Annotated in this window: 16 protein-coding genes and 1 riboswitch; of the genes, 3 read left to right on the forward strand and 13 right to left on the reverse strand. The window is 63.2% G+C overall.

The features are described from left to right. Positions 1-160: 160 nt before the first annotated feature. On the reverse strand, positions 161-1,393 hold the full coding sequence (gene tyrS / locus QYQ99_RS09305; RefSeq protein WP_302092375.1) for a tyrosine--tRNA ligase: 1,233 nt from the start codon (positions 1,391-1,393) through the stop codon (positions 161-163). Positions 1,394-1,584: 191 nt separating this feature from the next. On the opposite strand from tyrS, the gene QYQ99_RS09310 reads away from it, so the two are divergent. Both QYQ99_RS09310 and QYQ99_RS09315 read left to right on the forward strand, forming a co-directional pair. After that, positions 1,585-2,943 (forward strand): M23 family metallopeptidase, encoded by a 1,359-nt coding sequence (locus QYQ99_RS09310; RefSeq protein WP_302092376.1) that lies wholly within the window; start codon positions 1,585-1,587, stop codon positions 2,941-2,943. Between the two features lie 142 nt (positions 2,944-3,085). Further along, the gene (locus QYQ99_RS09315) at positions 3,086-4,225 is read left to right on the forward strand and encodes an anhydro-N-acetylmuramic acid kinase (RefSeq protein WP_302092377.1); all 1,140 of its coding nucleotides are present in this window, start codon (positions 3,086-3,088) and stop codon (positions 4,223-4,225) included. A gap of 325 nt (positions 4,226-4,550) precedes the next feature. Here the strand turns inward: QYQ99_RS09315 and QYQ99_RS09320 are convergent, their stop codons facing one another. The 7 genes from QYQ99_RS09320 to rplM all read right to left on the reverse strand — a co-directional run bounded on the left by QYQ99_RS09320 (position 4,551) and on the right by rplM (position 13,318). After that, positions 4,551-5,852 carry an NCS2 family permease gene (locus tag QYQ99_RS09320; RefSeq protein ID WP_302092378.1) on the reverse strand — a complete coding sequence of 434 codons (1,302 nt, stop codon included), beginning with the start codon at positions 5,850-5,852 and terminating at the stop codon, positions 4,551-4,553. 162 nt (positions 5,853-6,014) lie between these two features. Then, a complete protein-coding gene (gene xdhB / locus QYQ99_RS09325; RefSeq protein WP_302092379.1) occupies positions 6,015-8,441 on the reverse strand; it encodes a xanthine dehydrogenase molybdopterin binding subunit in 2,427 nt (808 codons plus the stop codon). A gap of 1 nt (position 8,442) precedes the next feature. After that, positions 8,443-10,053 (reverse strand): xanthine dehydrogenase small subunit, encoded by a 1,611-nt coding sequence (xdhA, locus tag QYQ99_RS09330; protein ID WP_302092380.1) that lies wholly within the window; start codon positions 10,051-10,053, stop codon positions 8,443-8,445. 319 nt (positions 10,054-10,372) lie between these two features. Beyond that, entirely contained in the window at positions 10,373-11,797 is a 1,425-nt protein-coding gene (gene mdtD, locus QYQ99_RS09335) for a multidrug transporter subunit MdtD (RefSeq protein ID WP_302092381.1), read from the reverse strand. Between the two features lie 112 nt (positions 11,798-11,909). Continuing rightward, positions 11,910-12,275, reverse strand: coding sequence for an iron-sulfur cluster insertion protein ErpA (gene erpA / locus QYQ99_RS09340; protein ID WP_003059000.1), 366 nt, complete (start codon positions 12,273-12,275; stop codon positions 11,910-11,912). Positions 12,276-12,486: 211 nt separating this feature from the next. Then, positions 12,487-12,879 (reverse strand): 30S ribosomal protein S9, encoded by a 393-nt coding sequence (gene rpsI, locus QYQ99_RS09345; RefSeq protein WP_003059002.1) that lies wholly within the window; start codon positions 12,877-12,879, stop codon positions 12,487-12,489. Between the two features lie 10 nt (positions 12,880-12,889). Next, the gene (rplM, locus tag QYQ99_RS09350) at positions 12,890-13,318 is read right to left on the reverse strand and encodes a 50S ribosomal protein L13 (protein ID WP_003059004.1); all 429 of its coding nucleotides are present in this window, start codon (positions 13,316-13,318) and stop codon (positions 12,890-12,892) included. A 332-nt stretch (positions 13,319-13,650) separates the two neighbouring features. Between rplM and QYQ99_RS09355 the strand changes: the two genes are divergently transcribed. After that, positions 13,651-14,517 (forward strand): 23S rRNA (adenine(2030)-N(6))-methyltransferase RlmJ, encoded by an 867-nt coding sequence (locus QYQ99_RS09355; RefSeq protein ID WP_302092382.1) that lies wholly within the window; start codon positions 13,651-13,653, stop codon positions 14,515-14,517. Between the two features lie 114 nt (positions 14,518-14,631). On the opposite strand, the gene QYQ99_RS09360 is transcribed toward QYQ99_RS09355, so the two are convergent. The 5 genes from QYQ99_RS09360 to QYQ99_RS09380 form a co-directional block, all read right to left on the reverse strand. Further along, positions 14,632-15,309, reverse strand: coding sequence for a septal ring lytic transglycosylase RlpA family protein (locus QYQ99_RS09360; RefSeq protein ID WP_302092383.1), 678 nt, complete (start codon positions 15,307-15,309; stop codon positions 14,632-14,634). A 139-nt stretch (positions 15,310-15,448) separates the two neighbouring features. Then, on the reverse strand, positions 15,449-16,276 hold the full coding sequence (metF, locus tag QYQ99_RS09365; RefSeq protein ID WP_302092384.1) for a methylenetetrahydrofolate reductase [NAD(P)H]: 828 nt from the start codon (positions 16,274-16,276) through the stop codon (positions 15,449-15,451). Positions 16,277-16,354: 78 nt separating this feature from the next. Then, positions 16,355-17,551 carry a TlyA family RNA methyltransferase gene (locus tag QYQ99_RS09370; protein ID WP_302092385.1) on the reverse strand — a complete coding sequence of 399 codons (1,197 nt, stop codon included), beginning with the start codon at positions 17,549-17,551 and terminating at the stop codon, positions 16,355-16,357. A 304-nt stretch (positions 17,552-17,855) separates the two neighbouring features. Beyond that, on the reverse strand, positions 17,856-19,286 hold the full coding sequence (gene ahcY / locus QYQ99_RS09375; protein WP_302092386.1) for an adenosylhomocysteinase: 1,431 nt from the start codon (positions 19,284-19,286) through the stop codon (positions 17,856-17,858). Positions 19,287-19,361: 75 nt separating this feature from the next. Further along, positions 19,362-19,459: riboswitch (S-adenosyl-L-homocysteine riboswitch) on the reverse strand. A gap of 18 nt (positions 19,460-19,477) precedes the next feature. Next, entirely contained in the window at positions 19,478-20,185 is a 708-nt protein-coding gene (locus QYQ99_RS09380) for a response regulator (RefSeq protein WP_302092387.1), read from the reverse strand. Between the last annotated feature and the right edge of the window lie 24 nt (positions 20,186-20,209).

Below are 20,209 nucleotides of genomic sequence, written 5' to 3' on the forward strand. Positions count from 1 at the left end.
AAATACAAAATGATTTGAAACGCATATGTATCAAGCGTAAACAGCTCTCATTTTTACTACCCCCTTCTTTCGGCGACGCCACAGCGGCAAAGGTCTTGCCCTGTGGCGCGAAACACAAAAGAGGCGAATGGGGCGAATGGGGCAAGACGCCCCAGGGCCCTCAGCTCAGCGTGACGCGCGCAAACTTGCGCTTGCCCACTTGCAGCACAAAGGTGCCGGCATCCAGCTTCAGAGCGCGGTCGCTGATGACGTTGCCGTCAACGCGCACACCGCCGCCATCGATCAGGCGGTTGGCTTCGCCGGTCGATGCAGCCAGGCCGGCCTGCTTGAGCAGCGCGCCAATGCCGGCGGGCGCACCCGACAGGCTCAGCTCGGGGATGTCGTCGGGGATGCCGCCCTTGGAGCGGTTGATGAAATCCTGCTCGGCCGCATCGGCGGCTTCGGCGCTGTGAAAGCGCGCGGTGATCTCCTTGGCCAGCGCCACCTTGGCATGCTTGGGATTGCCGCCGGCCTCGATCTCGGCCTTGAGCGCAGCGATCTCGGCCAGGCTCTTGAAGGACAGCAGGGTGTACCAGTCCCACATCAGCTCGTCCGAGATCGACAGCACCTTGGCGAACATGGTGTTGGCGTCCTCGGTGATACCGATGTAGTTGTTCTTGGACTTGGACATCTTGTGCACGCCGTCCAGACCCACCAGCAACGGCATTGTGAGCACACACTGCTGCTCCTGACCATACTCGGCCTGCAGATGACGGCCCATCATCAGGTTGAACTTCTGATCGGTACCGCCCAGCTCCAGATCGGACTTGAGCGCCACCGAGTCATAGCCCTGCAGCAGCGGATAGAGAAACTCGTGCAGGCTGATGGAGCTGCCGTCGGTGAAGCGCGTATGGAAGTCGTTGCGCTCCATCATGCGCGCCACGGTGTACTTGGCCGACAGCTGGATCATGCCGCGCGCGCCCAGCTGGTCGCACCACTCGCTGTTGTAGCGCACCTCGGTCCTGGCCGGATCCAGCACCTTGGCGGCCTGGGTGTAATAGGTCTCGGCGTTGAGCTTGATCTGCTCGGCCGTCAGCGGCGGGCGCGTGGAGTTGCGGCCCGAAGGGTCGCCGATCAGCGTGGTGAAATCGCCGATCAGGAAAATCACCTGATGGCCCAGATCCTGCAACTGGCGCATCTTGTTGAGCACCACGGTATGGCCCAGGTGAATGTCGGGAGCTGTCGGATCCAGACCCAGCTTGATGCGCAGGGGCACGCCGGTGGCTTCGGACCTGGCCAGCTTCTGGACCCACTCGTCCCTCGGCAGCAGCTCATCGACTCCACGCAGAGTGACTTCCAGCGCCTGGTTCACTCTGTCGGTCACGGGAAAACTTGTAACAGCAGATTGATTCATAAGGGTTTTTCGGCAGGCGAGGTAGGACGCGGCCGATATACTTGGAGGTTTGGTGTTACGGTCAATTCTAGACTGCTCCCTCATAAAGACCTCTTTGGATGGACTTATGGCACGGTAGAGCTGCTGGAGACGTGTCAGTCGTAACAAATACCAACTCCACCGACACGCTTTCCCAAGGATTTGATGTTTTGATGACTGGCTTGAAAAATGCCGGCGGTGCCCTGCTTGCACGGCTGACATCGGCTCTGCAAAAACACCCCAAGCGCGCCACGGCGGCGCTGGCGACTGTTTTGCTGACCGGTGGCAGCGGTGCCTTCGCAGTGGCCAGCCTGGGCCCCGACCCCGCCGACCTCCCCGTACGCACACTGACCGAACCCGTCGCCTCCCTGGCCGCCGGCCAGGATCTGGCCGATCTGACGGATCTGCAGTCCTTCTCCCTCTACCGCTCCGAATACACCCGCAGCAACGACACCACCGAGTCGCTGCTGCAGCGCCTTGGCATTGCCGACCCGCAGGCCGCAGCCTTCATGCGCAGCAATGAAGCCGTGCGCCAGAACGTGCTGGGCCGCGCCGGCCGCCTGGTGTCCGCAGAGACCACGCCCGACCAGCAGCTGAGCCAGCTGACCGTGCGCTGGGCCCCCGGCGAAGACGGCAGCTTTCAGCGCCTGACCGTGGAACGCGTGGACGGCAAGCTGCAGTCCAAGATCGAGACCGGCAAGCTCACGGCCAGCCCCCGCCTCGCGGGGGGCGTGATCCGCTCCTCCTTCTTTGCCGCCACGGATGCCTCCGACATTCCCGACAGTGTCTCCATGCAGATGGCCGACATCTTCCAGGGCGAGCTGGACTTCCGCCGCGGCCTGCGCAAGGGCGACCGCTTTGCCGTGGTCTATGAATCGCTGGAAGCCGATGGCGAGCCGCTGCGCGCCGGCCGCGTGCTGAGCACCGAGTTCTACAACAATGGCAAGTCGCATCAGGCCATGTGGTTCCAGGAAGCCGGCAAGAAAGGCGCCTACTACACGCTGGACGGCAAGAGCCTGCGCCAGGCGTATCTGAACTACCCCGTGGAGTTCTCGCGCATCAGCAGCGGTTTTTCCATGCGCGTGCACCCCATCCAGAAAACCTGGCGCGCCCATCTGGGCACCGACTTCGCGGCACCCACGGGCACCAAGGTGCGCACCGTGGGCGACGGCGTCGTGTCCTTTGCCGGCGTACAAAACGGTTACGGCAATGTGATCTTTGTCGATCACGCCAACCAGCACACCACCGTGTATGCCCACCTGAGCCGCATCGACGTCAAGCGCGGTCAACGCGTGGACCAGGGCGACATCATCGGCGCCGTGGGCTCCACGGGCTGGGCCACCGGCCCTCATCTGCACTTCGAATTCCGCGACAAGGGCGAGCAGCGCGACCCGCTGACCATTGCCCAGATCACCGATGCCGCCCAGCCCATCTCCAAGGCCGCTCGCCCGGCCTTCGAGCAGCAGGCAGCGCAGATGCGCATCGAACTCAACGCCGGCACGCAGGCCTTCGCCGTGGCCAGCGCGCGCTGATCCATCGCCGCGAAACAACCTGAGGGCTGCACATTGCAGCCCTTTTTCATTTCCGCATCAGGATCGTTTGCAGCCACCGCCAGGAAAGCCGCAAACGCTACAGCTAAGATAGTAAACCGCACGCCAACCCGTCTGATCTGCCATGCCCAATGCCATTGAACAAGCCGCTCAAAGCTCCCTCTATATCGGCCTGATGTCCGGCACATCGCTGGACGGCGTCGACGGGGTTCTCGTGGACTTCAGCCAGGCAACGCGAGTGCTGCAACATGCCAGCTGCGGCTTCGACGCGGCCTTGCGCGCCGAGTTGCTGGCCCTCAACACCGCTGGCGGCCAGGACGAGCTGCATCGCGCGGCCCTGGCTGCCAATGCACTGGTGCGCCACTATGCACAGGTGGTACAGCAACTGCTGGCTGCAGCCGGCGTCCAGCCCGGGCAGATCGCGGCCATAGGCGCCCATGGCCAGACCGTGCGCCACCGTCCGCAGATGTACGATGGCACGGGCTACACGCTGCAGCTCAACAGTCCCGCCCTGCTGGCCGAGCTGACCGGCATCACCGTCGTCGCCGACCTGCGCAGCCGCGATGTGGCAGCGGGCGGCCAGGGTGCGCCGCTGGTGCCGGCATTTCATCAAAGCGTGTTCGGCAAGCCCGGGGAAACAGCCCTGGTGCTCAATATCGGCGGCATTGCCAATCTCAGCGTGCTGGATGCCGACGGCTCGGTGCTGGGCTTCGATACCGGCACCGGCAATGCGCTGATGGACGGCTGGTGCCTGCGCCATACCGGCAAGAGCTATGACGACAGCGGCCGGTGGGCCGCCAGCGGCAAGGTCCTGCCCGAACTGCTGGCCGCCATGCTGGGCGATCCCTATCTGGCCCAGCAGCCGCCCAAGAGCACGGGGCGCGATCTGTTTCATGCCGGCTGGCTGGAGCGGCATCTGCAGCAACATGCGGCGCAGGCTGCCGCGCTCGATGTTCAGGCGACCCTGACCGAATTCACGGCCGCCAGCTGCGCCCATGCCGTGCAGCGTATCGGCAGGGGCGGCACCGAACTGCTGGTCTGCGGCGGCGGTGCACTGAACACCTATCTGATGCAACGCCTGGCCGCCCTGCTGCCGGGCGTGACAGTAGCCTCCACGGCAAAGCGCGGCCTGCCCCCGCTGGAAGTGGAAGCCGCAGCCTTTGCCTGGCTGGCACGCCAATGCCTGCTGGGCCTGCCCGGCAATCTGGCCAGCGTGACGGGTGCCAGCGGCCCGCGCATTCTGGGCGCCATCCACCCCGCTTGACAGCGCGTACGCCGGTCTGACTGCAGGCCTGTTCCGCTCTCGCGGTCGCTGTGCAACAGCCCGCGCTTGCGCAAAATGGGCACGACCTCGCTTGGCCAACAGCTCCAGCAGCTGCTGGATGAGCGCGGCATGCTCAGCCCATGGCCCATGGCCCATGGCGCGGGGAGTGCAGCGCCGGTGGCATGACGCCAGGCTGCCGAAAGCCGGCCGCCCGCAATGCAAAAAGCAGCCCGACCCACCAGTAGCCGGACTGCTTTTCGCATCTTGGATGTCCTGCCCGGCTGGCTCCATCGAGCCAGGCCGGGTTCGATCAGCGCATGAACGCTCAGTGACCGCCGACGTAGATGAACTTGAACAGGAACAGGGCAGCAATCACCCACATGATCCAGTGCACCTCCTTGACCTTGCCCGTGCACAGCTTGAGCACCGCATAGGTGATGAAGCCGAAGGCCAGACCGTTGGCGATGGAGTAGGTGAAAGGCATCATCAGCGCAGTGACGACTGCCGGTATGGCTTCGGTGGTTTCATCCCACTGCACTTCCGTCAGGTCACGCAGCATCAGGCAGGCCACGAACAGCAAAGCAGGCGCAGTGGCATAGCCGGGGACCACACTGGCCAACGGTGCGATGAACAGGCAGGCCAGGAACAGCATGGCAACCGTGAGAGCCGTCAGACCGGTACGGCCGCCGGCCTGCACACCGGCAGCGCTCTCCACATAGGCGGTGGTGCTGGAGGTGCCCAGGATGGAGCCCACGAAAATCGCGCCCGAATCGGCCAGCAGCGAGCGGTTGAAACGCCCCATGCGCTCAGGCACCAGCAGGCCGGCGCGGCGCGCCACGCCCATCAGCGTGCCGGTGGCATCAAACAGCTCCACCAGGAAGAACACCAGCACCACATTGAGGAAGCCCGTGGTCAGCGCCGTCTTGATGTCGAGCTTCATGAAGGTGGGCTCGATGGAGGGAGGTGCCGAGAAGATGCCGTGAAAGGTATTGCCGCCGAAGAAGAACGAGGCCACCGTCACGGCCAGGATGCCGATCAGCAATGCGCCCGGCACCTTGAGACGGTCCAGCACCACGATCAGCAAAAAGCCCAGCAGCGCCATGATGACCTCGGGCTTGTGCAGATCGCCCAGCGTCACATAGGTATTTTGGTCAGCGGCAACCACACCGGCGGTCTTGAGCGCAATCAGCGCCAGGAACAGTCCCAGCCCGACGGTGATGGACACGCGTATGGACTGCGGTATGCCCTTGATGATGAGCTCACGCAGGCCCAGCATCGTGCAGATCAGGAACAGACATCCCGAGATGAACACCGCCCCCAGAGCCGCCTCCCACGTATAGCCCATCTTGAGCACCACCACGTAGGCAAAATAGGCGTTCAGCCCCATGCCCGGCGCAAGCGCGATCGGGTAGTTGGCATACAGCGCCATAATGGTCGAGCCCAGCGCTGCGATCAGGCAGGTGGCGACAAAGACCGAGCCTTTTGGCATGCCCGCATCCCCCAGAATGGAGGGGTTGACGAACATGATGTAGGCCATTGAAAGAAAGGTCGTCAGTCCTGCGACCAGTTCGGTGCGCACATTGGTGTTGTGCTCCCTGAGTTTGAATATCCGCTCTGTCCAATTCATTGCATAGTCTCCGTGTTGTTTTGCATGCAAGGCGCAACGCGAGGAACGCGCCCGGTCCTGCGCCGCCAAATGAGCGGCGCAGCACATGGCCTTGCCCCGCGGCAAACAGCCATGACTCAAATGGCTGCCGCCCCGCAAGGCGACAACACCTGTGAGGAAAAACTAGTCAGTGTGCCCTTGAACGGCTTCCACTGCGCGCAGGATGGCTTCTGACGTGGCAGGTGCCTGCAGTGGAGGGTTCATCCGGTGCTCGCCGGCGGCAGACACCGCATCGCGAATCGCGAAGAACACCGAGAACGGCAGCAGCAGCGGCGGCTCGCCCACGGCCTTGCTGCGGTGGATGGAGTCTTCATAGTTGTCACCCTCGAACAGGCGCACATTGAAGACCGGCGGGCAGTCATTGGCAGTAGGAATCTTGTAGGTGCTGGGCGCATGGGTCGTGAGCTTTCCGGTTTGCGGATGCCAGACCAGCTCTTCGGTGGTCAGCCAGCCCATGCCCTGGATAAAGGCGCCCTCCACCTGGCCCACATCGACGGCCGGGTTCAGCGAGCGGCCCACGTCATGCAGCACATCGGCGCGCAACAGCTTCCATTCGCCCGTCAGCGTATCGATGACCACTTCGCTGACGGCTGCACCATAGGCAAAGTAGAAGAAGGGGTGGCCCTTCATGCGCTTGCCATCCCAGTGCAGGCCAGGCGTCGCATAGAAGCCATCCGACCACAGCTGCACACGCTGCAGGTAGGCGGCGCGCACCAGCTCGGCAAACGGCACATTCTGGCCATTGACCTGCACCGCATTGTTGGCAAAGCGCACGTCATGCGCTTCGCCGCCATGCAGGCGCGCTGCGCATTCGGCCAGACGCTCGCGCAGCTGACGTGCGGCATCCTGTGCGGCCTTGCCGTTGAGGTCGGCCCCCGTCGAAGCCGCCGTGGCCGAGGTGTTGGCCACCTTGCTGGTATCGGTGGCCGTCACACGCACATTCTCGAAGGCCACGCCCAGCTCATGCGCCACCACCTGGGCCACCTTGGTGTTCAGGCCCTGGCCCATTTCGGTGCCGCCATGGTTCACGAGAATCGAGCCATCGGTATAGATATGGACCAGTGCGCCGGCCTGATTGAAGTGGGCCACATTGAAGGAGATGCCGAACTTCAGCGGTGTCAGCGCCAGGCCGCGCTTGAGCACGGCACTGCCGGCGTTGAAGGCATTCACGGCCGCGCGGCGCGCACGGTAGTCGCTGGACTCCTCCAGCTCGGCCACCAGCTCGTGAATCACGTTATCGGTCACGACCTGCTCGTAGGGCGTGATGTTGCGCTCGCCCTTGCCGTAGAAGTTGACGCGCCGCACATCGAGCGGATCGCGCCCCAGGCTGCGGGCCACCGTATCCAGAATGTTCTCGATGGCAATCGCGCCCTGGGGGCCGCCAAAGCCACGGAAAGCCGTATTGCTCTGGGTATTGGTCTTGCCCATATAGCCATGCATGAGCACATCGGGCAGCCAGTAGGTATTGTCGAAATGGCACAGCGCACGCGTCATCACCGGCGCCGACAGATCGGCAGAGTGACCGGCGCGCGAGACCATGGAGATCTCGGCGCCCAGCACGCGGCCCTCATCGTCATAGCCCACGTCGTACTCATACCAGAAGCAGTGACGGCGACCGGTGATCATGAAGTCGTCGTCGCGGTCCAGGCGCAGCTTGACCGGCTTTTGCAGCCGGGTGGCCGCCACGGCCGCCACGCAGGCAAACAGCGCCGACTGCGACTCCTTGCCGCCGAAGCCGCCGCCCATGCGCCGGCATTCCACATGCACGCAGTGCGAAGCCACGCCCAGGGCATGCGCCACCAGATGCTGCATCTCGCTGGGATGCTGGGTGGAGCAGTGAATATGCACGGCCCCGTCCTCCTTGGGCGTGGCGTAGCTGATCTGCCCTTCCAGATAGAACTGCTCCTGCCCGCCCACATCGAAGGAGCCCTTGAGGCGGTGCGGCGCGGCATCCATGGCGGCGCGCGCGCCGCCTTCGCGGGTGCTGCGCTCCAGGTGCATGGGCGGCATCACGTACTGGCCCAGCTCATGGGCCTGGCGCGGCGTCAGCACGGGCGCCAGCTCACTGATGGTGGCGGCCGCCTTGGCCAGGGCAGCCGCACGCCGCGCCGCATCGCGCGAGCGGGCAATCACGGCGAACAGGGGCTGGCCTACGTAGCGGATCTCGCCATCGCACAGGATCGGGTCGTCATGAATGATGGAGCCGCAGTCGTTGACGCCGGGAATATCGGCTGCCGTGATCACGTCCACCACTTCGGGCATGGCGCGCACGGCCTCCAGCGCCAGCGCCGTCAGACGGCCGTGAGCCACGGGCGAGAGCCCCAGGGCGCAATGCAGCGTGCCTTCCAGCTCGGGCAGGTCGTCGATATAGGCGGCCTCGCCGGCCACATGCAGGTGTGCGGACTCATGCTTGCGGCTGACACCCACGCGCGCGCCCTGGTCATGGGCCTTGGCCTCGGTCACTTCGTCGATCCGATAGGCCTGGTTCTTGCGGTAATCGGCAAAGGCTTCTGCCACCAGTTCATTCGTCAATTCAAGGGGGTGGTTCATTTCAGACTCCTTGCTCCACGGCGGCAGGAACAACATGGGGCATCACGCTCCAGACACTGGTCGCCTCGGTACTTTGCGGCTGCTCGGCACGCGTTTCCAGCCACAGACGCTGAATCAGGTTCTGTGCCACCTTGAGGCGGTAATCGGCGCTGGCGCGCATATCGCTCATGGGCTTGAAATCCTGGGCCAGCGCGGCCTGTGCGGCCTTCACGTTCTCAAGGCTCCAGGGCTTGCCCAGCAGGGCCGCTTCGGCGCCCGCCGCTCTTCTGACCGTGGCCGCCATGCCGCCAAAGGCCAGTCGGATGGATTGCACCACCTCGCCATCGAGCTCGATGGCAAAGCCGGCGCACAGGGCCGAGATATCGCAGTCGAAGCGCTTGCTGATCTTGTAGCCGCGCACCTGACGCTGCATGGTCGCCAGCGGCACCGCCAAAGCCTGCACGAACTCGCCCGCCTCCAGCTGGTTCTTCATATAGTCCAGATAGAACTCCGTCAGCGGCATGCGGCGCACACGCTCGCCCTTGCGCAGCTCGATCTGGGCGTCCAGCGCCATCAGCACGGGCGGCGAATCGCCGATCGGCGAGCCGTTGGCCACATTGCCGCCCATGGTCCCTGCATGGCGGATGGGTGTGGAGGCAAAGCGCAGCCAGACATCGGTCAGACTGGGCCAGCGCTGCACCAGCGCGCTCCAGGCGGACTCCAGCGACGCACCCGCGCCGATATACAGCTCGCCGCCCTCGGCGTCGGGCCGCACTTCGATGCGCTTCATCTCGGCCACGTCGCCGACGTAAATCATGTCGCCCAGATCGCGAAACTGCTTGTTGACCCAGAGCCCCACATCGGTGGAGCCGGCCACGATGCGCGCCTTGGGCTTGGCCTCGCACAGGCCGGCCAGCTCTGCCAGCGTGCGCGGAGCGTGGAAGAAGTCGGTGCGCAGGCCCTGGGGGGCCGCATAGTTCAGCCCTGCATCGCCAGCCTCGGCCTTCAGCCCCTGCAGCGCAGCCACCACGGGTGCCGTATCCAGTCGCGCGGCAGGCAGGTCGAACATGCGCTGACCGGCATCGAGAATCGGGCGGTAGCCCGTGCAGCGGCACAGATTGCCCGAGAGTTCGTCGGCCAGCTGCTGGCGCGTGGGCTCGCTACCCTGCTGCTGGTGATGCTCATAGGCCGACCACAGCGTCATCACGATGCCGGGCGTGCAGAAGCCGCATTGCGAGCCATGGCACTCCACCATGGCCTGCTGTACCGGATGCAGGCTTTGCGGGCCTGCCGGCTTGCCGGCGCAGGCAGACTTGCCCGCGCACTGGCTCTTGAGGTCTTCCACCGTGAACAAGGCCTTGCCATGCAGACTGGGCAGAAATTGAATGCAGGCATTGACGGTCTGCAGGCGCAGGCCGTTGATGGCCTCGGTATCGCCGGCTTCGGCCAGCTCGCCGATGACGACCGTGCAGGCACCGCAATCGCCTTCGTTGCAGCCTTCCTTGGTGCCGGTGCAATGGGCATCCTCGCGCAGCCATTGCAGCACGGAGCGTGTGGGGTGCGGGCCTTGCACTTCCACCACCTCGCCGCGGTGGAAGAAGCGTATCGGTTGAGAGTTCTGACTGGTGCTCATGATCGTGGGACTGGGTGAGATTGAATGCCTGCATGCAAGATGCATTCCAAACGCAGCATTCGTCAAGATCGAAGGCTACGCCTGCAGGGGCAGCTTCTCATATGGACGCGCTCATAGGGGCTATGTAGTGCGTCATATATCCATGACCAAAATCAAGGGAGAACCCGTACAAAACCCGGTTGCCTACGGGTAAGTCCCAGGAAGTGGGAGCAGAGTAACGCTCCCACATTAATAGCTAATAGCACTTTCCAATCAACAATTTCAAAGACAAAACTATCTGAAATCGTTTATTGACAAGCGCCACCAGCTATCAAATTTTTCAGGCATCGCCGCCATCCGGAGCCGGGCGCACGGGCTCGTCGGCATCGAGCTGGCTGAACACCAGCGTTGCCGCCAGCGTCATCAGAGCCACCGTCACAAAGGTCGCGCGAATGGCCTGCATGCGCTCGTCGCTGTGCGCCGGCCACATATCGCTGAAGCCCGTCAGCAGGGCGCCGGCCAGGGCCACGCCCATGCTCATGGCCAGCATCTGCACCATGGACAGCAGGCTGTTGCCGCTGCTGGCCGACTCGCCCTCCATATCCTTGAGCGTGACCGAATTCATGGCCGAGAACTGCATGGAGTTGAAGCCGCCGAAGATGAACAGCTGCACCAGCAGCAGCCAGACCGGCGTTCCCGGCACCACCAGCCCGAACGAGGCCAGCATCAAGGCCAGCATCACCGAGTTGACCTGCAGCACGCGCTTGTAGCCGAAGTGCTGCACCGTGCGCACCGCGACGCGCTTGACCAGCATGCTGCCGGTGACCGTGGCCAGCATCATCAGACCCGCGTTCATGGGCGACATCTTGAGGCCGACCTGCAGCATCAGCGGGATCAGGAACGGCGCGGCGCCGCTGCCGAAACGGGTGAACAGATTGCCCAGCAGCCCCACGCGCAGCGAGCGCACCTTGAACAGGCCCGGCGGGAACAACGGCTCATCCACACGCAGCGCATGCATCCAGTAGCTGGCCAGGCTGGCCAGGCCGAACACCATGAGCACCACCACCAGCGCCATGCCCAGCCCCATGCCGGACAGGCCGTCCAGCGCGATGGAAATGGCCACCATGCCGAAGGCCAGCATGGCGTAGCCCGTGCCGTCAAAGCGGTGCACGGGCACGGGCGCGCTGCGCGGGAACCAGCGCCAGGTCGCCCACAGCCCGATCAGGCCCACGGGCACATTGATCCAGAAGATCCAGTGCCAGCTGGCGTACTCCACCATCCAGCCGCCCAGGGTAGGCCCCAGCAGCGGCCCGACCTGGCCGGGAATGGCGATAAAGCTCATGGCGCGAATGAACTCGCCACGCGGATAGGTGCGCAGCACGGCCAGCCGCCCCACGGGCAGCATCATGGCCCCACCCACGCCCTGCACCACGCGCGCCGCGATCAAAAACGGCAGGCTGGGCGAGAGCGCGCACAGCACCGAGCCCAGCACAAACAGCCCTATCGCCCAGCCATAGACGCGCCGCGTGCCAAAGCGGTCGGCCACCCAGCCCGTGGCCGGAATCAGCATGGCCGTGGTCAGCGCATAGGCCACGATGACGGACTGCATCTTCATCGGACTCTCGCCCAGCTCGGTCGCCATGGCCGGCAAGGCCGTGTTGAGAATGGTCGCGTCCAGCGACTGCATGAAAAAGCCTATGGCCACCAGCCACAGCAGTCTTTCTTTATGGGGGGCACTATGGTGCGCGGCGGGCATCTCACCCATGGGCAGCTCCGGAACAAGGCGGCACGGCAACAAAAAAGCCGCTGACAGGCAGCGGCTTAAGCAATATGCAAGCGCCAGACCAGAGCGGCCGGCGCGCAGACAATCATCTCACTCAGACCGAGAAGCTGGAGCCACAACCGCAGGTGGTCGAGGCATTGGGGTTCTTGATCACGAACTGAGCGCCCTGCAGGTCTTCCTTGTAGTCGATCTCGGCACCCACCAGATACTGATAGCTCATGGAGTCGATCAGCAGCGAGACACCGTTCTTGGTCATGGTGGTGTCGTCGTCGTTGGTGATCTCGTCGAAGGTGAAACCGTACTGGAAACCGGAGCAGCCACCACCTTGCACAAAAACGCGCAGCTTCAGATCGGGATTGCCCTCTTCGGCGATCAGGTCGGCCACCTTGGCAGCAGCGCTGTCGGTGAAGACGATGGGGGAAGGCATTTCGGTGGTCGTGGTTTCAGCAACGGCGCTCATGGCATTACTCCGTAGTTTCTTGATTGGCTGAAATGGTACAGCAAGGGGCTCGGGAATACCGGCCGTATCTGTTTGTCGCCAGAGCAAGTGGGGGCTTTGCGCAAGCGCTGGACAAGGCGCAGGCCGCCCATGAAAAAACCGCCTGGAACTTGCATTCGAGGCGGCTTTTCTTGAAAAGACTCCGAAGAGTCTTTCCTGCAGGGGACGCGGATTAACGCTTCGAGAACTGCTTGGCGCGGCGTGCGGAGTGCAGACCGACCTTCTTACGTTCGACTTCACGAGCGTCGCGAGTCACGAAGCCGGCTTGGCTCAGTGCAGGCTTCAGAGCTGCGTCATAGTCGATCAGGGCACGAGTGATGCCGTGACGGGTTGCACCGGCTTGACCGGATTCGCCGCCGCCATGGACGTTCACTTGAATGTCGAAAGTCTCCAGGTTCTCAGTCAGAACCAGGGGTTGCTTTGCGATCATGATGGAGGTTTCGCGGCCGAAGTACTGCTGAATGTCTTTGCCATTCACAGTAATCTTGCCGGAGCCCTTCTTCAGAAACACGCGAGCGACGCTGGACTTGCGACGGCCTGTGCCATTATTCCAATCACCAATCATCTAGGTCTCCTTAGATTTCCAGAGCCTTAGGCTGCTGTGCGGTATGGGGGTGCTCAGCACCGCCGTAAACCTTCAGCTTCTTGATCATGGCGTAGCCCAGAGGACCCTTGGGCAGCATGCCCTTGACGGCCTTCTCGAGAGCACGGCCAGGGAACTTGGCTTGCAGGTCGCGGAAGTTGGTAGCAGTGATGCCACCGGGGAAACCGGAGTGACGGTAGTACACCTTGTCCAGGTTCTTGGTACCAGTGACCTTGAGCTTGGAGGCGTTGATGATGACGATGTAGTCACCGGTGTCAACGTGAGGTGTGTAAATGGCCTTGTGCTTGCCGCGCAGACGGAGTGCCACTTCGCTGGCGACACGTCCGAGCACCTTATCGGTGGCGTCAATCACAAACCACTCGTGTTGCACCTCAGCGGGCTTTGCGCTGAATGTAGACATGAGTTTTCTCTTTCAAGAGGGTTTGGCGGTCCCTTTTCCGCGGTCGGTGCTTCTTCTTGAAAAAGACAGGTCTTTTAAAGGAAGCCTCTTAGGCGGGGTTACTCGGACCCATTTAAACTTGGCCCAAGCCTTCGCCGCGGGAACCATAAAATCGCTGCGAAGCCCGCCATTATACAAAAACGCCAGAATCTGCGTGTTTTCGTGCAGCAGCCTGTTGTGAAACAGCCCCCAGTGCCTGTTTCTCCCTCTGCACCCAGGCGACGACAGCCTTTAAAGACCACAGGGTAAAAAGTGCTGTTCCCCTCTTGCCCTGCTGGTTACCATCCATTTCTATGTTCAGTTACCGCCACGCCTTCCATGCAGGCAATCACGCCGATGTGCTCAAGCACACCGTTCTGATTGCCACCGTGCAATACCTCACGCAAAAAGAGGCTGCGCTGACGGTGCTCGACACCCACGGCGGCGCAGGCCTGTACCGCCTGGACGGCGACTACGCCAGCAAGAGCGGCGAGGCCGAAGAAGGCGTGCTGCGCCTGGCTGCCGCCAAGGAGGCCGAGCTGGCCCCGGTGCTGCAGGACTATCTTCAGATGGTGCGTCGCTTCAACCAGGGCAATGCCATACGCAACTATCCCGGCTCGCCCTTCATCACCCAGGCACTGCTGCGCGGTCATGACCGTCTCAAGGCCTTTGAGCTGCACCCCACGGACATGCGCTCGCTGATCGGCAACATGGCCCAGCTGGAAGCCAGGCGCCAGGTCGTCATCCTGCACGAGGATGGCTTTGAAGGCGTGAAGAAATTCCTGCCTCCGCCATCGCGCCGCGCCTTGCTGCTCTGCGATCCGAGCTACGAACTGAAGACCGACTACGGCCGCGTGCTGGACATGGTGGCGGACGGCCTCAAGCGCTTTCCCACAGGCACTTACGCCGTCTGGTATCCCATCATCCCGCGCCCCGACGCCCATGATCTGCCCAAGCGGCTCAAGACCATGGCCACCAAGGCCGGCAAGAGCTGGCTGCATGCAACGCTCACGGTCAAGAGCAACAAGACCTCCGAGCGCGGCGGCCTGCCCGCCAGCGGCATGTTTTTGATCAACCCGCCGTTCAATCTCAAGGATCAGCTCAAGCCCGCCATGCCGCAGCTGGTCAAGCTGCTGGGTCAGGACAGCAATGCAGGATTCACGCTGGAGTCCGGCGGCTAACAGAGCAGTTGCGGGTCGGCCCTTGCCGACCTTTGCCGGCGCTTTGCAGTCCCTTTGCCGTCCAGGCGCACCAGCTGCGCAGGCGGCGCGCCGCCTTCAACCGGCAATGATGGTTCAGCGCTTGCGCTTGGCGGCGTGGGAGACCTTGCGCGCGGGCTGATTCGCGGATGCCGCGCGCGTCTTGGCGGCGGCAGCTCCCTGCGCCACGCTGGGGTGACGCTTTCGGCTCGACGCATTGAGCGTGGCCGGGCACTCGTCTTCATCGGCGTCCAGCTGCCACAGCTCCACGGGCTTGATGCCCAGGCCCAGCATGCCCAGCTCCTGGGCGGCGGCCTTGCTCAGGTCGATGACGCGACCAGGCGCGAAGGGGCCGCGATCATTGATTCGCACCACCACGCTCTTGCCGGTCACGGAGCTACGCACGCAAACGCGCGTCCCGAAGGGCAGGGTCTTGTGCGCTGCCGTCAAGTCCATGCTGTCAAAACGCTCGCCGCTGGCCGTCTTGCGGCCGTGGAACTGCTCGCCATACCAGGAGGCCAGGCCCGCCTGGTCGCTTTCACGCGGCGGGCTCAGCTCGTACTTGGTGCTGTCTTCGGGCAGGTCTGCCTTGTCGGCATCCGCAGGCTTGTTGGCCTTGACGCCCAGGCCTTTGTCGCGATAGTTGCTGCGCGCATAGGCGTCGGGCAGCAGGGGGGCGGAGACCGTGGGCTGCGCGCCCTTTTTTCGGGGCTGGCTCTGAACGACGGGAGGCTGTTCCTCAGGCTTTTGCGACAGTGGAGCACAGCCGGCCATGGTCGCGGTGACGACGGCAAGACCTATCCACTGACAACAACGCAAGCGCCAAAATTTCGGTTGCACGGGCGCAATCTCCTTGAAAGCTCAAGTGAGAGCCGCCCAAGACCGGCCGCCTCGCGGCCGGCAAGCTTTTGGCTTACAGGCCCAGACGGTCGCAGATCTCCAGAGTGGCGACGCTCTGGTTCATCGTATAGAAGTGCAGCCCGGGAGCACCCTGGCTGCGCAACTGCTCGCATAGATGAGTCACGACATCCAGACCGAACGCACGAATGGAAGCGGTGTCATCTCCGAACGCCTGCAGACGCAGACGAATCCAGCGCGGAATCTCGGCACCACATGCATCCGAGAAGCGCATCAGCTGCGTAGAGCTGGTAATGGGCATGATTCCTGGCACGACCGGCACGTCGAGCCCCAGAGCCTTCACCTCATCGACAAAGCGCATGTATGCGTCGGCATTGTAGAAGTATTGCGTGATGGCGGAATCTGCACCAGCGCGCACTTTAGCAACAAATGCGTCCAGATCGCTGCGAGGGGACTTTGCTTGGGGGTGAGTTTCGGGATAGGCGGCCACTTCGATGTGAAACCAGTCGCCGAACTCCTGGCGTACGAATGCCACCAGATCGCTGGCGTACTGGAACTCGCCGCCCAGGCCGTAGCCGCTGGGCAGGTCGCCGCGCAAGGCGACGATGCGCTTGACGCCCATGGCCTTGAGTTCGCTCAGTTCGGCGCGCACTTTCTCATGCGTGGCGCCGATGCAGGAGAAGTGCGAGGCCGCGCCCACACCTTCGTTCTGGATGTCGCGCACCATGGTGAAGGTGCCGGCCTGGGTGGAGCCGCCCGCGCCATAGGTCACGGAGCAGAACTCGGGCTTGCGCGCATACAGGGCCTGGCGCACGCCCACATGCTTGGCAGCGCCTTCGGGCGTCTTGGTGGGGAAAAACTCGAAGCTGACGGGAAAGCTCATGGCGGTCTATGTCTCTGAATCCTGGGTCATGGGCGGGCGTCGAAGGCTCGGCACCCGCCACGCTTTTTTACTCAACGCTCAACGGTCGTTGCGCTTTTTCTGCTTGCTGCGGGCCGGGCCGGGCTGACCGAAGCTAGCCACCTCGGGGTCTTCGTAGAGCTCCTGCTTGGCGCGCTGGGCCTTGATGTCGGCACGCGAAGGGCGCTTGGCGGCCGCCTTGACGGCTGGCCTGGCCGCAGCCGATTCGTCTGCAACAGCCGGGGCCGGAGCCTTGACTTCAGCGCCCTGCTGGGCCCAGACAAAGAATTCGTGATTGCCGTCGCCGCCTTCAATGGACGAGTCCAGCCACTGCTTGACGCTCAGCCCCAGATCGCCGAGGCAGTCGCGAATGCGCTTTTCGACCTCGGCGTACAAGGCCGTGTCGCGCACAATGCCGCCCTTGCCGATCTGGCCGGGCTGCAGCTCGAACTGGGGCTTGACCAGCATCAGCAGCTGGCCATGGGGCTTGAGCAGTTGCACCACGGCAGGCAGCACCAGGGTCAGCGAGATGAAGGACAGATCGCCGGTCACGAAATCAAACGTCGGGCTGATGTCGATATGCTCGGTGCCGGGCTTGCGGCGCAACTCCACCGGAGCCAGCCCTTCGGCCCGGGCCTTGGCCTTGGCGGCGCGCTCGGCCTTGAAGCTCTCGACTTCCTGCTCCTTGGCATCGTCGCTGTCGTCATAGTCTTCATCGACCTGACCGCCGTTGCGCATCCAGGCATAGGGAGCGACGGGCTGGGTGTCGTTGTCCTCTTCTTCCTCGATGACTTCGCACAGCGCCTCGTCGCAGGCCTTCTCCAGCAGCTCGGGCGTCAGCGCGCGGGCGTTGAAGCCCTCGACGCAGACCACGCGCTCGTCACTTTTCAGGCGCTCGTGCAGCTGGCCATGACCCACGTCGATGCCGATGACCTGGGTCGCACCGGCCTGCAGCAGGCAATCGGTGAAGCCGCCCGTGCTCTGACCCACGTCCAGGCAGCGCAAGCCCTTGACGCTCAGGCCGGTCGCGGCCAGCGCGCCCTCGAGCTTGAGTCCGCCGCGCGAGATGTATTTGGCCTCGGCGGCGTCCAGCAGCTGCAGCTCGGCACCGGCAGGGATCTCGTCGCCGTTCTTGGCCACTTTCTTCCATGGCGCCAGCGGCGTCAGGCGCCACTCCACACCCGAGGCGATCAGGCGCTGGGCCTGGGAACGGGTGGCAGCATGACCTGCTTCAACCAAAAAAACATCTGCGCGCATAGCGTCGCTTCCTTTGAAATAAACCGGCGCCAGGCGCTGCACAAAGATGCAGCGGGCAAAAGAAATCTTTTGAGATAGCAGCCTACGCTTGATACATCTTGATTTCAGATAAATATTCACCTGAAATCTATATATGACGTGCGCAAGCAGCTATAAAATTTAAACCACGACAGCCGCTCACTAATACTGGCAGAGCCTAGCAAAGTGACAGCGAGCAAGCGCCGCCGCGCAGCAAAGCTGTCGTCCCCCTCCGGCGCAAAGCGCCAGAGAGGGGGAAGCGGCGGGGCCGCCGCTCAGGGGGTGCTTAATAGCGATAAGTTTCAGGCTTGTAAGGGCCTTGCTTGCTCACGCCGATATAAGCGGCTTGCTCGTCGCTCAGCTCGGTCAGCTGGGCGCCCACCTTCTTCAGGTGCAGGCGTGCGACCTTCTCGTCCAGCACCTTGGGCAGCACATAGACCTTGCCCACTTCGTAGGCGTCGGGGCGGGTGAACAGCTCGATCTGCGCCAGGGTCTGGTTGGCAAACGAGTTGGACATCACGAAGCTGGGGTGGCCGGTGGCGCAACCCAGGTTCACCAGGCGGCCTTTGGCCAGCAGGATGATCTTCTTGCCGTCGGGGAAGGTGATGTGGTCGACCTGGGGCTTGATCTCTTCCCACTCGTACTTCTCGATCGAAGCGACATCGATTTCGTTGTCGAAGTGACCGATGTTGCAGACGATGGCCTCATCCTTCATGGCGACCATGTGCTCGTGGCGGATGATGTCCTTGTTGCCGGTGGTGGTCACGAAGATGTCGCACTTGTCGGCGGCATATTCCATGGTCACGACCTTGTAGCCTTCCATGGCGGCCTGCAGTGCATTGATGGGGTCGATCTCGGTCACCCACACTTGAGCGCGCAGCGCAGACAGCGCCTGGGCGCAGCCCTTGCCCACGTCGCCGTAACCGGCGACCACGGCAACCTTGCCGGCGATCATCACGTCGGTGGCGCGCTTGATGCCGTCCACCAGCGATTCGCGGCAGCCGTACAGGTTGTCGAACTTGGACTTGGTCACCGAGTCATTCACATTGATCGCGCGGAACAGCAGGCTGCCGTTGGCAGACATTTCGTTCAGGCGGTGCACGCCAGTGGTGGTTTCTTCGGTCACGCCCAGGATCTGGGCCGACTTGCGGCTGTACCAGGTGGGGTCCACGGCCAGCTTGGCCTTGATGGCGGCGAAGACGATGCGCTCTTCTTCCGAGCCGGGGTTGGCCAGCACGGACAGGTCCTTCTCGGCGCGCTTGCCCAGGTGCATGAGCATGGTGGCATCGCCGCCGTCGTCCAGGATCATGTTGGGGCCTTCGCCTTCGGTGCCGGCGGCGCCGAATTCAAAGATGCTGTGGGTGTAGTTCCAGTAGTCTTCCAGCGACTCGCCCTTGATGGCGTAGACAGGCACGCCGGTTTCGGCGATGGCTGCTGCTGCGTGGTCCTGGGTCGAGAAGATGTTGCACGAAGCCCAGCGCACTTGTGCGCCCAGAGCCGTCAGCGTCTCGATCAGCACGGCCGTCTGGATGGTCATGTGCAGCGAGCCGGTGATGCGCGCGCCCTTCAGGGGCTGGGCAGCGGCGAACTCTTCACGCACAGCCATCAGACCGGGCATTTCGGTTTCGGCGATCCTGATTTCCTTGCGGCCCCAGGCAGCCAGGGAAATATCGGTAATGGCCGAATCAGCGGGGTTGAAGCGCACGGCAGCGTTCATGGTTTTCTCCAAATCTTGAATGAAAAACCACGTTCTGCAGCAGAGGGGGAATGAACCGGCTCACCGCACAGAAAGCGTGGGCGAGCGTCGTTGCGGGATGAAATCCGAGCCTCACGCCCCGCGCAGACCAGCTCATGGCTGGCCGGGGGAACGCTGCAACGCTCCTCGGATGGAGGGCGATTATAAAGGAATCAGCCTTCCAGGCCCACCAAGCGATAACCGACTTGCAACTCGGTTACCAGATGCCGGGGCTGGGCCGGATCGCTCTCTATCTTCTGGCGCAGGTTGGCCATGTGCACGCGCAGATAGTGAGGTCGGTCCAGATACTCCGCCCCCCAGACCTGCAGCAGCAGCTGGCGATGCGTCAGCACCTTGCCATGACCGGCAATCAGCGTCGCCAGCAGACGAAACTCAATGGGTGTGAGGTGCACGGCCGCTCCGTCACGCTTGACATCGTGCGCCGCCAGATCCACCACCACCGTGCCGAAACGCGCACAGTTGCCGGGCTTGTCTGCCCCCGAGGCCTGCTGGCGGCGGCGCAGCATCACGCGCAACCTGGCCAGCAGCTCCGGCACGCCAAAGGGCTTGGTCAGGTAGTCATCGGCACCGGCGTCCAGCGCCGCCACCTTCTCCTCTTCCCGCTCGCGCGCGGACAGGATCAGAATCGGCAACTGGCTCCAGCTGCGCAGCTCGGCAATCACGGTCTTGCCATCCGCATCGGGCAGCCCCAGGTCCAGCACGACGGCGTCGGGCTGGCGGCTGGCGGCCTCGATCAGGCCGCGCCTGGCGGTTTCGGACTCGAACACCTGCCAGCCTTCGTCCTCCAATGCCAGTCGCACAAAGCGGCGGATGCTGGCGTCGTCTTCAATCAGCAAAATGCGGGGGGCGGTGCTCGTCATGTCGGAGTTTCAATGGATGCACGG

It is taken from the genome of Comamonas testosteroni, assembly GCF_030505195.1.
Lineage (GTDB): Bacteria > Pseudomonadota > Gammaproteobacteria > Burkholderiales > Burkholderiaceae_C > Comamonas > Comamonas testosteroni_G.

Coding starts and splice junctions, on each gene's coding strand:
- tyrS (WP_302092375.1), bottom strand. CDS start 1,393: ATGAATCAATCTGCTGTTACAAGTTTTCCCGTGACCGACAGAGTGAAC.
- QYQ99_RS09355 (WP_302092382.1), top strand. CDS start 13,651: ATGTTCAGTTACCGCCACGCCTTCCATGCAGGCAATCACGCCGATGTG.
- ahcY (WP_302092386.1), bottom strand. CDS start 19,286: ATGAACGCTGCCGTGCGCTTCAACCCCGCTGATTCGGCCATTACCGAT.
- QYQ99_RS09310 (WP_302092376.1), top strand. CDS start 1,585: ATGACTGGCTTGAAAAATGCCGGCGGTGCCCTGCTTGCACGGCTGACA.
- QYQ99_RS09370 (WP_302092385.1), bottom strand. CDS start 17,551: ATGCGCGCAGATGTTTTTTTGGTTGAAGCAGGTCATGCTGCCACCCGT.
- erpA (WP_003059000.1), bottom strand. CDS start 12,275: ATGAGCGCCGTTGCTGAAACCACGACCACCGAAATGCCTTCCCCCATC.
- mdtD (WP_302092381.1), bottom strand. CDS start 11,797: ATGGGTGAGATGCCCGCCGCGCACCATAGTGCCCCCCATAAAGAAAGA.
- QYQ99_RS09315 (WP_302092377.1), top strand. CDS start 3,086: ATGCCCAATGCCATTGAACAAGCCGCTCAAAGCTCCCTCTATATCGGC.
- QYQ99_RS09380 (WP_302092387.1), bottom strand. CDS start 20,185: ATGACGAGCACCGCCCCCCGCATTTTGCTGATTGAAGACGACGCCAGC.
- xdhA (WP_302092380.1), bottom strand. CDS start 10,053: ATGAGCACCAGTCAGAACTCTCAACCGATACGCTTCTTCCACCGCGGC.
- QYQ99_RS09320 (WP_302092378.1), bottom strand. CDS start 5,852: ATGAATTGGACAGAGCGGATATTCAAACTCAGGGAGCACAACACCAAT.
- QYQ99_RS09360 (WP_302092383.1), bottom strand. CDS start 15,309: ATGGCCGGCTGTGCTCCACTGTCGCAAAAGCCTGAGGAACAGCCTCCC.
- rplM (WP_003059004.1), bottom strand. CDS start 13,318: ATGTCTACATTCAGCGCAAAGCCCGCTGAGGTGCAACACGAGTGGTTT.
- metF (WP_302092384.1), bottom strand. CDS start 16,276: ATGAGCTTTCCCGTCAGCTTCGAGTTTTTCCCCACCAAGACGCCCGAA.
- rpsI (WP_003059002.1), bottom strand. CDS start 12,879: ATGATTGGTGATTGGAATAATGGCACAGGCCGTCGCAAGTCCAGCGTC.
- xdhB (WP_302092379.1), bottom strand. CDS start 8,441: ATGAACCACCCCCTTGAATTGACGAATGAACTGGTGGCAGAAGCCTTT.